The 12409-nt window shown below is 48.1% G+C and carries 14 protein-coding genes; 5 read left to right on the forward strand and 9 right to left on the reverse strand.

Annotated features, from left to right (window positions below; all coding sequences use genetic code 11):
• Nucleotides 1-21 precede the first annotated feature (21 nt).
• Nucleotides 22-1113 (reverse strand): Mrp/NBP35 family ATP-binding protein, encoded by a 1092-nt coding sequence (locus M4J38_RS10600; RefSeq protein ID WP_251759536.1) that lies wholly within the window; start codon nt 1111-1113, stop codon nt 22-24.
• Between the two features lie 111 nt (nt 1114-1224).
• Between M4J38_RS10600 and M4J38_RS10605 the strand changes: the two genes are divergently transcribed.
• Nucleotides 1225-1866 (forward strand): carboxypeptidase-like regulatory domain-containing protein, encoded by a 642-nt coding sequence (locus M4J38_RS10605; protein WP_251759537.1) that lies wholly within the window; start codon nt 1225-1227, stop codon nt 1864-1866.
• A gap of 104 nt (nt 1867-1970) precedes the next feature.
• Nucleotides 1971-2861, forward strand: a complete 891-nt coding sequence (locus M4J38_RS10610) for a 3-hydroxyacyl-CoA dehydrogenase family protein (RefSeq protein ID WP_251759538.1) — start codon at nt 1971-1973, stop codon at nt 2859-2861.
• A gap of 2 nt (nt 2862-2863) precedes the next feature.
• On the opposite strand, the gene M4J38_RS10615 is transcribed toward M4J38_RS10610, so the two are convergent.
• Entirely contained in the window at nt 2864-3670 is an 807-nt protein-coding gene (locus M4J38_RS10615) for a universal stress protein (protein WP_251759539.1), read from the reverse strand.
• Nucleotides 3671-3834: 164 nt separating this feature from the next.
• On the opposite strand from M4J38_RS10615, the gene M4J38_RS10620 reads away from it, so the two are divergent.
• Nucleotides 3835-4386, forward strand: coding sequence for a cysteine peptidase family C39 domain-containing protein (locus tag M4J38_RS10620; RefSeq protein WP_251759540.1), 552 nt, complete (start codon nt 3835-3837; stop codon nt 4384-4386).
• A gap of 19 nt (nt 4387-4405) precedes the next feature.
• On the opposite strand, the gene M4J38_RS10625 is transcribed toward M4J38_RS10620, so the two are convergent.
• A complete protein-coding gene (locus M4J38_RS10625; protein ID WP_251759541.1) occupies nt 4406-5026 on the reverse strand; it encodes a YigZ family protein in 621 nt (206 codons plus the stop codon).
• A gap of 38 nt (nt 5027-5064) precedes the next feature.
• Nucleotides 5065-6099 (reverse strand): bifunctional diaminohydroxyphosphoribosylaminopyrimidine deaminase/5-amino-6-(5-phosphoribosylamino)uracil reductase RibD, encoded by a 1035-nt coding sequence (gene ribD, locus M4J38_RS10630; protein ID WP_251759542.1) that lies wholly within the window; start codon nt 6097-6099, stop codon nt 5065-5067.
• A 56-nt stretch (nt 6100-6155) separates the two neighbouring features.
• Here ribD and prmC point away from each other — a divergent pair, with 56 nt between their 5' ends.
• Nucleotides 6156-7028: a peptide chain release factor N(5)-glutamine methyltransferase gene (prmC, locus tag M4J38_RS10635; protein ID WP_251759543.1), complete on the forward strand. Its 873-nt coding sequence runs from the start codon at nt 6156-6158 to the stop codon at nt 7026-7028.
• Here prmC and M4J38_RS10640 read toward each other — a convergent pair.
• Together M4J38_RS10640 and M4J38_RS10645 are read right to left on the reverse strand one after the other, a co-directional pair.
• The gene (locus M4J38_RS10640) at nt 7022-7426 is read right to left on the reverse strand and encodes a biopolymer transporter ExbD (RefSeq protein ID WP_251759544.1); all 405 of its coding nucleotides are present in this window, start codon (nt 7424-7426) and stop codon (nt 7022-7024) included. The genes prmC and M4J38_RS10640 overlap by 7 nt on opposite strands.
• A gap of 18 nt (nt 7427-7444) precedes the next feature.
• Nucleotides 7445-8155: a MotA/TolQ/ExbB proton channel family protein gene (locus M4J38_RS10645; protein ID WP_251759545.1), complete on the reverse strand. Its 711-nt coding sequence runs from the start codon at nt 8153-8155 to the stop codon at nt 7445-7447.
• A gap of 144 nt (nt 8156-8299) precedes the next feature.
• Between M4J38_RS10645 and M4J38_RS10650 the strand changes: the two genes are divergently transcribed.
• A complete protein-coding gene (locus M4J38_RS10650; RefSeq protein WP_251759546.1) occupies nt 8300-9283 on the forward strand; it encodes a YpdA family putative bacillithiol disulfide reductase in 984 nt (327 codons plus the stop codon).
• Between the two features lie 182 nt (nt 9284-9465).
• On the opposite strand, the gene M4J38_RS10655 is transcribed toward M4J38_RS10650, so the two are convergent.
• The 3 genes from M4J38_RS10655 to M4J38_RS10665 all read right to left on the reverse strand — a co-directional run bounded on the left by M4J38_RS10655 (nt 9466) and on the right by M4J38_RS10665 (nt 12344).
• Nucleotides 9466-10386: a virulence RhuM family protein gene (locus M4J38_RS10655; RefSeq protein ID WP_251759547.1), complete on the reverse strand. Its 921-nt coding sequence runs from the start codon at nt 10384-10386 to the stop codon at nt 9466-9468.
• Nucleotides 10387-10537: 151 nt separating this feature from the next.
• Nucleotides 10538-11791 carry a peptidase T gene (pepT, locus tag M4J38_RS10660; protein ID WP_251759548.1) on the reverse strand — a complete coding sequence of 418 codons (1254 nt, stop codon included), beginning with the start codon at nt 11789-11791 and terminating at the stop codon, nt 10538-10540.
• Between the two features lie 100 nt (nt 11792-11891).
• Nucleotides 11892-12344 (reverse strand): peptidylprolyl isomerase, encoded by a 453-nt coding sequence (locus tag M4J38_RS10665; RefSeq protein WP_251759549.1) that lies wholly within the window; start codon nt 12342-12344, stop codon nt 11892-11894.
• Nucleotides 12345-12409 lie beyond the last annotated feature (65 nt).

Consider the following 12409-nt stretch of genomic DNA (forward strand, 5'->3'; position numbering starts at 1 on the left):
TTACGGGAAAAGTTCAAGAATTTACACCACTTCCACCTTCCTTGTAGGGGCAACACTCGCGTTGCGGATAGCGATCTGCCTTACGGCATTTCCGGCGAAATCGAAGATGGCTTTACGGGCGATCTCGTTTTCCCCCACAGCGGCGGGCACCCCCTTATCACCACCTTCACGGATGCTCTCCACGATGGGGATTTGTCCCAGGAAAGGAAGGTCATATTCTTCCGCGAGCCGCTTGCCGCCTTCTTTTCCGAAGATGTAATATTTATTTTCAGGAAGTTCGGCGGGTGTGAAATAACTCATGTTCTCCACGAGTCCGATGATGGGTACTTTGATTTGCGCCTGGCCGAACATGGCGATGCCTTTTTTGGCGTCGGCGAGGGCCACATCCTGCGGCGTGGTTACCACTACTACTCCCGTAACAGGTACGGTTTGAAGAATGGTGAGGTGAATGTCTCCTGTACCCGGAGGCATGTCGATTACAAGGTAATCCAATTCATCCCAGAACACATCCGTAATGAACTGTTTGATGGCGCTGCTGGCCATTGGTCCGCGCCATACCACCGCGTTCTTATCGTCAACAAGCAACCCGATACTCATCAGTTTAATACCATACTTCTCCAAAGGCTGGATCATGCCTTTTCCATTGATATCGCGCATCAATGGCCTTTCGCCCCGTACCCCAAACATGATGGGTATGCTGGGACCGTAAATATCGGCATCCATCAGTCCAACTTTGGCGCCGCCCTGGCTCAATGCGAGGGCCAGGTTGGAAGAAACGGTAGACTTTCCAACACCGCCTTTGCCGGACACCACCGCAATGATGTTTTTCACCTTTGGCAACACCTGCTGGTTGGCCGCACGTTGTGAACTGGTATTTGAAGTGAAATTCACGGTTACCTGAGCCTGCTTGTTCACCAGGATCTGAACGGCGTTCACGCAAGCGTTCCGGATCATGTCCTTCATTGGACAGGCCGGCGTGGTAAGCACCACTGTAAATGACACTTTATCCTCTTCAATCTCAATATCTTTCACCATATTCAGCGTAACGATATCCTGCCCGAGGTCGGGTTCCTGCACATTCTTCAACGCGTCTAATACTTGCTGCTGCGTCATCCCAAAACATTTTGTTAAAAAAAGAATAGTTCTGCAAAATTAACCCTTTCCCACGTGAATTTGTTGATTCATTCAGACCGATTTAGGTACTGACTACTTATCTTTGAAAGGATGAAGAAAATTTTACGATACCTCCTTATTGCTGCCCTATTTCTTCCCGCAGCGGCCCAGGCACAGTTTGAAACGTTCAAGGATTCCGTTGTACAATTGTACGGTGTGGTAATGACCGCCGACAGCCTGAAAGCCATTCCCGCCGTAAGCGTTATCGTAAAAGGGCGCAACCAGGGTACCTTCACCAACGACCAGGGTGTTTTCTCGATTGTGGTACTGAAAGGTGACATCATTGAATTCTCGCACGTTTCGTACAAGGCCAAACTGGCCGAAATTCCCAAAAACCTGGAAGGCAACGAACAAAGCCTCATCCAGCTGATGGTGGAAGACACCACCTACCTGCCAGTTACCATCATCAAACCCAAGCCTACCCGGGAACAGTTTGAACGGGATTTCGTGAACCTGAAAGTGGACGATGACGACCTTGAGATCGCACGCCAGAATACGGAAGCCGCCAAATTGCGCGTACTCGCCCGTACGCTGCCCGCCGATGCCGGAGAAGGGATGAACTACTCCATGAAGAAAGCCAACCAGCAATTGTATTACCGCGGACAAAACCCTCCCATGAACATCATGAACCCGTTCGCCTGGAACGAATTCATCAAAGCCTGGAAACGCGGCGACTTCAAAAGCAAAAAATAACAACGTTCTCACAACCAGCCTTCTTTTCTTACCAGCATACGGCGGCCCTTATATTCGTGAAATGTAATAACTTCCCGCTTCTAACCTAAAATACGTTTGCTGATATGAAGAACATCGCCGTTATCGGAGCTGGCACCATGGGAAATGGCATCGCCCATGTATTCGCACAAAATGGATTTTCCGTTCACCTGATTGATGTAAGCGCACCCCAACTGGAAAAAGCTGTGTCCACCATCGCCGCCAATATGGACAGGCAGATCGCCAAATCACAACTTACAACCGAAGAAAAAGAAGCCGCGCTCGCAAGAATCACCACTTTTACCAGTATCGCCAACGGTACAGCCGGCATTGACCTTGCTGTGGAAGCAGCTACTGAACTCACCTCCCTTAAACTGGACATCTTCAGGGAACTGGACCAGCACGCGCCGGAAAACGCCATACTGGCCAGTAATACCTCCTCTATTTCCATTACAAAAATCGCCTCGGTAACAAAACGCCCTGAGAAAGTGATCGGGATGCATTTTATGAATCCTGTTCCGGTCATGAAACTCGTGGAAGTCATCAACGGCTACGCGACTTCATCCGATGTAACCAATAGCATCCTTGCACTGAGTGAAAAACTGGGTAAAATACCGGCGCTGGCCAACGATTACCCTGGATTTGTAGCCAACCGTATCCTGATGCCGATGATCAACGAGGCTATTCACACCTTACATGAAAGCGTGGCTACTGTTGAATCGATTGACACGATTATGAAACTGGGCATGGCGCACCCGATGGGACCGCTTCAACTGGCTGATTTTATCGGGCTGGATGTATGTCTTTCCATACTGAATGTGCTGCACAACGGATTCGGACAACCGAAATACGCACCTTCTCCATTGCTGGTGAATATGGTAACCGCTGGTAAATTGGGGATAAAATCCGGAGAAGGATTTTACGAATACACGAAGGGAAGCAAAGAATTGAAAGTGAGTAAGTATTTTCTCCGCTAAGATCAGCTCAACGGGAGCGCCAGCAATGGCGCTTCTATTATACCTGAAACTTTTTCTGAAATACTACCGGAAAAAATCTTCTCGAACCATTTGCGCTCATGCACGAACATAATGGCGTAAGCGCCTTCCTGCGCGGAAGTGTATTGCGCGATGTTTTCGGCGAGGGTAAGATCATCCATCAGTCTCACCACGCCTGAAATCACAACATTGGAACCTGGTGCAGGCGTTACAGCCGAATCTTCTTCCACCTCCGGAACGGCACTGAACTCAATCACTTCAACAGGCGTATGCAGGAACGCCGCCCATTGTTCCAGCGCAGGCAGCAAACTGGACAGGTTTTTCAACTCCACATTGGCGATTCCTTTTGTCAGCGGCGCAGGCGCCCAATGCGGAGGAACGGCCAGTATAGGAAAAATAGCATGTGTAATGAGTGAGGAAGTATTGCTGCCCAGTAATTTATCGGCCAATCCACTCCAGCCATGCGTGCCCATTACGGCTAATGTGGGTTTGGTATCCAGCAGGTAACTGATGATACCACCTGAAACGAGCGTGGATTCTTTTATGGTGATAGTGATTCCTGCACCGGAATTACCTTTATGCTCCTTTACAACCGCTTCAAGCTGCCCACGAAGCCGGGCTTCGTCAATACTTTCTGTTCCCCAGCTTTTAGGATACTCCCTGGCCACGTTCATATTCGTGATGTGCAACAACTCCACGGAGGAACCTGTGGTATCTGCCAGGAAAAAAGCCTGCTGAAGCGCCCTGATGGCGTTTTCGGAGAAATCGAAAGGGACGAGTATACTGCTCATGGTGAATCAATTGGGTCTACAAAAGAAAGGAATTTCCCGCTAATTCAGCGAAAGCATTTATACACGCATATAAGCGTTTATTCTACACATCAGCCTACGGGTTGCCGGTACTTTTACAGTGAGCAGAAAACAACAGCTTTTTTTACGAAACCCCAAACCTTGTCATGCAAAACAAGATTATAATAAATAATGAAGTAAGCCTACTTCACCCGCAGGATTATGGCATTGCCTGTCTTTGCGTGGTATCGGCCACCTATCATAAATACATCGCTATTCCGTTGTTGCGGCAACTGCAAGTCACTGCAAGCAATGGAACGAATTTGGACGACATAGCGCGGACCGCCGGAAAAAGCGGATTCAAAACAGATATACGGCATTTGAATGCCAGACACCTCCGACCTGTGCACTTTCCGGCCATTGCACAGGTAATGTCCGGAGTTACTATTCGCTATGTAGTTTTGTATGGAATAAGATGGAAGAAAGTCTCCCTGATGGAACCTCCCGAAAAGGTTATTCGCCGGGAAAACATAGCGCACTTTGAAAGACGTTGGACAGGCGTGATTTTACAATTACGACCAATTCCTGAAAGCAATAAACGCTGGGGGCTGTTCGCCATCCAAACTTATTTGAAAGCGTTTTGGTTCCGCCTGCAGTTCTATAAATATAGAAACGATGTTCAAAGCATCCGTGATGATGTAAGGAGAAGAAGAGAATGAAGAAAGATGGATAGAAAAATTATTTAACCGGCGCAATGTCCACATGCCTCAGCTCGCTGATGCGGTAGAGCACTTCATCAAGCCTGTTCCGGGGTACCCCGATGGTAAGTTGGCAAAAAAGCTGCATCTCCTGTGCGATCACGGAACATTGCGATTGCTTTACGACCATCATCACTTCATTCATGAGGGTATAATCGAAGTGGAGGACATACTTTATTTCTACAGGTTTCTGAACGATCGGCGTAACCTGCAAAGCAAGGGACGTCGCTGTTTTATAGGCGTTGATGAGCCCGGGCACGCCCAGTAGCGTACCCCCGAAATACCTTACCACCACCACGAGGGTATTGGTAAGCTGCTTGCTGTCGATCTGGCCGAGGATCGGTCTTCCGGCAGAGCCTGATGGCTCTCCGTCATCGGCTACGCGGAATTGTGTGCCGTCTAAGCCAAGCCGGTATGCAAAACAATGGTGCACCGCTTTAGGATGTTCTTTTTTCAACTCACCCAGGCGCAGCTTTACATCAGCCACCTCCTGAACCGGGTAGGCATAGGCGAGGAACTTGCTGCCCCTGTCTTTAAATTCAGCCGTGGAGGGCTGCTCAATGGTGAAATAATAGTCCTGCTGCATGATGATGGGCGGCAAATATCCGAATTATTCTTTATGCGGGGAAATAAGGCGGATCAGGGACGCCGGAATACAGTTACGGTGTCGGAACCCATACGTTGGGTGTCCAGGTGTACCAGCTTACCCGGAACAGGTGCTTTAATACCCTGGTTCACAGTAAGGGTTTCATTCGTAATGATTCTGACTTCATCGTACAAATCCGCTTCCAGGAAGGAAGTAAGCGTTTTCGCGCCTCCCTCCACCAATACGCTTTGGATATTTTGCTCGTAAAGAAGCCTGCAAACTTCGGTTGCCAATGGCCGTGAGGCATCCGCTTTCAGCCAGGTGATGTTGCCAACGGTTCTTTCAGCTTGGTGATTGATGATAATTGAAGGTGCTGCATTGTTATAAATATGAGCCTTATCCGGCACTTCCAGCGCAGGATCCATTAGTATTCTTACCGGAGCCGATCCTTGCCAGTAGCGGTTATCGAGCCTGGGATTATCTTCCAGCGCGGTGTTTTTTCCAACCAAAATGGCCGCTTCTTCAGAACGCCATTTGTGCACCAGCCGGTTGGTAAATTGGTTGGAAATAAGCAATCGTTCCCCGGGTGTCCCGATGATGCCGTTGGCAGTCTGGGCCCACTTTAAAACGATGTAAGGACGCTGTTGGGTGTTGAAAGTAAAGAACCTGCGGTTGAGCCACCAGCCTTCTTCTTCAAGCAGTCCGGTGGTCACTTCAATACCGGCCGTTCTTAGTTTGCCTATCCCTTTCCCATCCACATCGGGAAAAGGATCGCGGTTGGCGATTACTACCCGTTTTACATGTTCGCGGACCAGCAGGTCCGCGCAGGGAGGGGTTTTGCCAAAATGTGCACAGGGCTCCAGAGACACATACATTGTGGCGTAGGGGATGAGTGGGCGATCTGCTTCTTTCACAGCATTGATCGCGTTCACTTCCGCATGCGCGGCACCGTATTTACGATGAAAACCCTCTCCTATGATGCGGTCGTCATGCACCAATACCGCGCCAACAATAGGATTGGGCGCTACTTCACCCAAAGCCGCTTCCGCCAGTTGAAAACACCTGCGCATGTAAACTTCATCCCTCATGTTTCAAAGATACCAACTCCCTCCTATTCACCGAAACATCCTAACTTTGCCACGCTATGACCATCCAGCAACAATTCCACGAACTTCGGAAAAAACTTGAGACGCGTTACGACAACCGGGAAGCAGGCAATATCGCGGATATGGTGATGGAAAACATCACCGGCCAATCAAGAAGTGAGCGTATGATGCTGGCCCATGCTGAGCTTACGGCTCAGCAGGAGAACAACATCATTGAGATGGCGGAACGCTTACTGAAGGGCGTTCCGGTACAATATGTACTGGAAGAAGCCTGGTTTATGAACCGCCGTTTTTTCGTGAATCAGGATGTACTGATCCCAAGGCCCGAAACAGAAGAACTGGTGCACTGGATGATCGCGCACATCATAGAAGCTGATCCGGGAAAATCACTGCGTGTAATAGACATCGGTACTGGAAGCGGATGCATCCCTGTTTCCTTAAAACTCGAACTCCCCTGCCTGGAAGTTCACGCTTTAGATGTTTCCGAAGCCGCACTGAACATGGCCAAAAGAAATGCTTCGGCCCTGGGTGCGGAAATCGAATTTCACCATACTGACTTTACGGACCCGGAAAAATGGGAACCCTTCCATGGATTCGATATGATTATTTCCAATCCGCCCTATATTCCGCTGGAAGAAAAAAATGAGATGGAACCGCATGTGGTGGAACAGGAGCCCCACCTGGCCCTGTTTGTGCCCGACAATGATCCATACCTGTTCTACCGGCTGATCGCGGCTTTCGCTTCGCAGAAACTGGCGCCGGGCGGAACGGTATTTATGGAAATACACGCAGATGCCGGAGAGAATATCCGTCACCTCTTCAAACAGACGGGCTTCTCAGCAATAGAAGTAAAAAAAGATATGCAGGGGAAGGACCGGATGGTAAAAGCCAGGAAAACAGCGGTCTACTGAGCCCCATTCTTATCAACCGCCAGTACAGATTTGGCACCGAGCTCCCGCGCCACACGCATCACCGCCACCACATCTTCCACCGGAACCGATTTATCGGCGTTGATCACAATAGAAGGTTCCTGTGTTTCTTTCTGAATAATCGGCAACAGGGTTTCTTTCAGTTGTTCTATCGACACTTTTGTAGTACCAACATAGAATTGCTTATCCATATCTATTGATACCACCACTGTTTGCTTTGCCTTCGTATCGCTCTTCGCTTTCGGCTGGGAAAGCTTGATCACATTCGGGTTGGCCAGCGTGGACACAATCAGGAAAAACAGCAGCAGAATGAAAAGGATATCATTCAGCGGCCCTGTGTGCACTTCGGCTTCTTCCCTGTGTTTTCTGCGTAAATTCATTCGTGCTGTTTAATGTAATCAACGGGTAGGTTCCTGCAAAACGTCTATAAAATCGGCGCTGGCCACTTCCATTTTATTGGTCGCTTTATCGATCTGGGATGAAAGTATCCGGTAACCGATGTAAGCCGCCAGTCCAATGATCAGACCCGCCGCGGAAGAGATCATCTTCACATAAATACCGCCCGCAATGGTCGAAATCGTGTATTCTCCACTGGAAGCGATGCCGTAGAACAACTGGAACATCCCCACAATGGTACCCAGAAACCCGAACAGCGGGGCGATATACCCGATCACGGAAAGGATGGCGATGTTTTTCTCCATCTTGTACAGCTCCAGGCGACCGATATTCTCCATACTTCTTTCAATCACATCAATCGGTTTACCAATGCGCTGGATACCTTTGTCGATGATGCGGGCTACAGAACTGTTTGTGTTCTTGGTCAGGCTCCTGGCGGCGGAAACATTTCCGGATACGATATGATCCCGGATGATGCTCATAAAGTTATCATCGCTCTTTGTTGCCTTGCTGATGAACAGCAAACGCTCTATGAACACATAGATGGCCACTGCCAGCAGAAGCGCCAGCGGAATCATCAATACACCACCTTTAGACAAAATATCGAACAAACTTTCATTGGTGGCAGGCGCGGTTGTAACAGCGTTATTCACCTGGCTGAGCGTATCAGCCGTTGTATTGGCGCCAGGCACCTGTAAAAGAAAAATATCCATTCAGTTCTTTTTAATGTTGGTCCGTAAAAGTAAAGATTCACCTCTATAAACGACCGGGACCCCCAAAAAATTTCCTAACATAATTGTTAAAAGGAGTTGAAAATCAGTTAAAACAACTCAAACTCCTTCATTGTATATTTGCGTATGCTGTACGATGTTGTAATTGCGGGAGGCGGGCCTATCGGACTCGCCTGCGGATTGGCCGCCAAAGCGGCCGGACTACAATACCTGATCCTGGAAAAAGGATGCCTGGTCAATTCGCTGTACAACTACCCGCTCAACATGACTTTTTTCTCTACTTCTGAAAAACTTGAGATCGGCGGTGTACCATTTGTATCCAACAACGCGAAGCCTACCCGCCCCGAAGCGCTGGAATATTACCGCAGGGTAGCCGTTTCCGCCAGACTGAACATTCAATTACGGGAAAAAGTAACGGGTATCCGGCAACAAAATGACCACCACATCGTAACAACCGAACACCATGCCTACCACACCAAAAACGTGGTGCTGGCAACAGGCTTCTACGATCTTCCTTATCAAATGCATGTTCCGGGTGAGGAACTTCCTAAAGTAACGCACTATTACAAGGACCCGCATTTCTATGCCCTTCAGCATGTATTGGTCGTGGGCGCGAACAACTCCGCCGTTGACGCAGCCCTGGAGACCTGGCGCAAAGGCGCTCAGGTTACCATGGTGATCCGGGAAGGCGAGATTGGTAAAAGAGTAAAATACTGGGCCAAGCCGGATATCGAGAACAGGATCGCTGAAGGTAGCATACGGGCTTTTTTCCACAGCACCATCGCTGAAATACAAGAAAAGAGCGTGGTGTTGAATACACCGGAAGGAAGTGTAGAAATCCCCAACGATTATGTGATCGCTATGACGGGTTACCAACCCGATTTTACCCTGTTACAACAAACGGGTATTACACTGAGTGATGATGAGGTGAAACAACCATCTTATAATCCTGCAACCATGGAAACGAATGTGCCGGGTATCTTCCTGGCGGGCGTGGTGTGCGGGGGATTAAACACCCATGTATGGTTCATTGAAAATTCAAGGGAACACGCAGATTTGATTGTGCGCGCCATTTTGCGGAAGGAAGATCAGCGCGGAGCACTGCTGTAAACATAGATTTCCACCCTGCGGTTGCGCTGTTTTTCGGCGGATCATTGGTTAATTGAAGCGCAAGAGGAAAATACTCACCCGAAATATTATTTTTTCCCAGGTTGTTTTTGAGCCAACCTTTTTGCTTCCTTTTCGAAATCACTCACAAAATCATGATCCTGGATAACCCTGAATTTTTCATATTATTTTTCAACAAGTTCCATGGCTACAGCGTGACTAACTTTACCGGCATCCTTTAATATCTGGTATTCATTAAACTGCAAAAAGGCATCCAGACGACTGATCCAGTCCGCCATTTTCATTGGTATTTGTCGGGAAGCCTGCAGTTCGGCAAAGTCCAGGTACATGGTTACAATTCTTTCAAGCTCTTTAATTTCCTTTTCAATAAGATAGTTTTTGGCAATTCCAATATCTGTTTTCAACACCTTTCCATCAGGGGCATTCTTCCAGGTGGTCAGGCCCATATTCGGTTTATCGGCGTTGGCACGTTCAGCAATAATTTGTGCTGCAGTTTTCCCGGATATGGCGAAATGCAACTTATTCTGTACCGTTTTGAAAAAAGTTTGGGTGAGCTCCGCATTTTTGTTGTAATCGCTACTGCACTGCTCGTAGATATCAGTGATTTTGAGGTAGAAGCGTCGTTCACTGGCACGTATCTCACGAATACGCGCTAAAAGTTCATCAAAATAATCTTTGCCAAAGTATTTACCTTGCTTAAGTCTCTCATCATCCAGTACAAACCCCTTAATAATGAACTCACGAAGCGTCTTGGTAGCCCATATGCGAAATTGTGTAGCTTGGTAACTGTTGACCCTATACCCTATTGCAATAATAGCATCGAGATTATAGTATGAAGTTTTGTATTTTTTCCCATCTGCAGCAGTTGTTTCCAAAATGGAAACAACTTCCTCCTCCTGCAATTCCCCAGTGTCAAAAATATTGGACAAATGCTTACTGATTGCCGGCACCTTTACACTAAACAACTCAGCCATGCGCTTTTGAGTGAGCCAAAAGGTTTCATCATTAAAGACAACTTCAATCTTCACATCCCCGGCAAGGGTGCTATAAAAGATGATTGGGAAATGTTGTTGAGCACTGTCCATAAATTAAAATTGCGCTAAAATACTAAATATTTTAGTTAACTATCAACTTTATAGGACAATCAAATGGACCTACGCTAAAACTACCGCCAGAAGACCACCAAAAAGAAACTATGGTTCCCAAAAGATTACCAGCAGCAGGCAGCCACGCATATCACGAAGGTTGTTTTTCTTCCCAAATCGCCGCCAGGTGCACAATCGTCTCCACACTTTTCTGCATATCCTGGATGCTCACATATTCATGCTTGCCATGAAAAGCCATCTCGCCGGTGAAGATATTCGGACAAGGCAATCCCATAAACGAAAGGCGTGAGCCATCCGTTCCGCCCCTGGCACTCATCGGTTTAACATCGATGCCGGCCCGGAGAATGGCCTCGATCGCATAAGCGGATACTTCAGGATGTTGTTGCACAATCTCTTTCATGTTCCGGTATTGCTCCTTCACCTCAAAAGAAGCGGTAGCGCCGGGGTATTGCGCCAAAGCCTTGTCAAGACACGCTTTCAGCACGGCTTCATGCTCCGCTAATTTCGCGGTAATAAAATCACGTACGATAAAACGCAGCGTAGCTTTCTCAGCGATACCATCAAAATGGATGGGATGAAAAAATCCTTCCCTTCCTTCTGTCAGTTCAGGTGCAAGTCCATCTTTCGGTAACGCAGACAGGAAAGCGCCCGCGACTTTCAGCGCGTTCACCAGTTTATCTTTCGCGTAACCGGGATGTGCACTCACCCCGTGAATGGTGATGGTAACACCATCGGCGGAAAAAGTCTCATCTTCATAAGCCCCGCGTTCTCCTGCATCCAGCGTATAACCGAAGTCGGCACCCAGTTTTTGGAGGTCCACTTTATCCACGCCACGCCCTACTTCTTCGTCTGGCGTAAACAACAAACGGATTTTCCCGTGTTTCACCTGGGGATGCGTTACCAGATAATGCGCCATATCCATGATGATGGCCACACCCGCTTTGTCGTCAGCGCCCAGCAAAGTGGTGCCGGAAGCGGTAATAATATCTTCCCCTTTTTTCTCTTTCAGATAAGGATGCGCCTCCGGACTGATCACCTGTGTGGAATCATCCGGCAGTACGATATCGCCGCCATCATAATTCCAGTGGATCAAAGGTTTCACATTGGCGCCGGTACAATCGGGGGCAGTATCCATGTGCGCGCAAAAACAGATGACGGGCACCTGCTTTTCTGTATTGGAAGGAATAGTCGCATATACATATCCGTGAGTATCCATTTCAGCATCTTCAATTCCCATTTCCTTTAGTTGCTGTACAAGTACGGCACCAAGGTCCTTTTGTTTTTCGGTAGAGGGGAAAGAAGAAGAAAACGGATCACTTTGCGTATCTATCTGCACGTAATGGAGGAACCGTTCGGCAACGGTAAAATGATAAGAGGAGAACATAGGTCAACAGGAAAAATGAAATAAAAAAAGGAGAATGATTCCGGAACCGCTTTACGCCATGCGGCGCCAGTTCCCCAAACCATTCTCCCCGGAAAAAATATTAAGGCGTGATAATCAGGGATCCGCCAACGATTTCCACCAGTTCGAGGTCGAACACGAGGTCCTGACCTGCGAGGGGGTGGTTGGCATCCAGTACCACTACTTCTTCTTTTACTTCTTTGATCACAACGGGGATCACTTGTCCGCCACCGTTGGTCATGTTCAAACGCATTCCAGCCTCGGGATTCATATCGGGCGGGAACTGGTTCAGCGGGTATTCCACCAGCATATCCGGATTGGCGGGACCATAAGCTTCATCTACCGGAATTTCGATAGTCTTTTTCTCTCCTACAGCCATTCCCATCACACCATTATCGAAACCGGCGATCACCATTCCGCTGCCTACTTCAAACTCCAGTGGCTCGCGGCCTTCTGAAGAATCGAATGTAGTACCATCTGTGAGGCGGCCATGGTAATGCACTTTAACCTTGTCGCCATTTTTTACTTGTTGCATGCTAAAAATTTATATTAAACAGGCAGGCAAGGTAACACCATTTCTCCGTTTTTAGGGAAGATTTG

Origin of the sequence: Parasegetibacter sp. NRK P23, assembly GCF_023721715.1 — a bacterium.
Classification (GTDB): Bacteria; Bacteroidota; Bacteroidia; order Chitinophagales; family Chitinophagaceae; genus Parasegetibacter.

What these genes read in the sequence shown, in the direction of transcription:
- M4J38_RS10600 (WP_251759536.1), bottom strand. Translation starts at nt 1,113, where the DNA reads ATGACGCAGCAGCAAGTATTAGACGCGTTGAAGAATGTGCAGGAACCC.
- M4J38_RS10605 (WP_251759537.1), top strand. Translation starts at nt 1,225, where the DNA reads ATGAAGAAAATTTTACGATACCTCCTTATTGCTGCCCTATTTCTTCCC.
- M4J38_RS10610 (WP_251759538.1), top strand. Translation starts at nt 1,971, where the DNA reads ATGAAGAACATCGCCGTTATCGGAGCTGGCACCATGGGAAATGGCATC.
- M4J38_RS10615 (WP_251759539.1), bottom strand. Translation starts at nt 3,670, where the DNA reads ATGAGCAGTATACTCGTCCCTTTCGATTTCTCCGAAAACGCCATCAGG.
- M4J38_RS10620 (WP_251759540.1), top strand. Translation starts at nt 3,835, where the DNA reads ATGCAAAACAAGATTATAATAAATAATGAAGTAAGCCTACTTCACCCG.
- ribD (WP_251759542.1), bottom strand. Translation starts at nt 6,099, where the DNA reads ATGAGGGATGAAGTTTACATGCGCAGGTGTTTTCAACTGGCGGAAGCG.
- prmC (WP_251759543.1), top strand. Translation starts at nt 6,156, where the DNA reads ATGACCATCCAGCAACAATTCCACGAACTTCGGAAAAAACTTGAGACG.
- M4J38_RS10640 (WP_251759544.1), bottom strand. Translation starts at nt 7,426, where the DNA reads ATGAATTTACGCAGAAAACACAGGGAAGAAGCCGAAGTGCACACAGGG.
- M4J38_RS10645 (WP_251759545.1), bottom strand. Translation starts at nt 8,155, where the DNA reads ATGGATATTTTTCTTTTACAGGTGCCTGGCGCCAATACAACGGCTGAT.
- M4J38_RS10650 (WP_251759546.1), top strand. Translation starts at nt 8,300, where the DNA reads ATGCTGTACGATGTTGTAATTGCGGGAGGCGGGCCTATCGGACTCGCC.
- M4J38_RS10655 (WP_251759547.1), bottom strand. Translation starts at nt 10,386, where the DNA reads ATGGACAGTGCTCAACAACATTTCCCAATCATCTTTTATAGCACCCTT.
- pepT (WP_251759548.1), bottom strand. Translation starts at nt 11,791, where the DNA reads ATGTTCTCCTCTTATCATTTTACCGTTGCCGAACGGTTCCTCCATTAC.
- M4J38_RS10665 (WP_251759549.1), bottom strand. Translation starts at nt 12,344, where the DNA reads ATGCAACAAGTAAAAAATGGCGACAAGGTTAAAGTGCATTACCATGGC.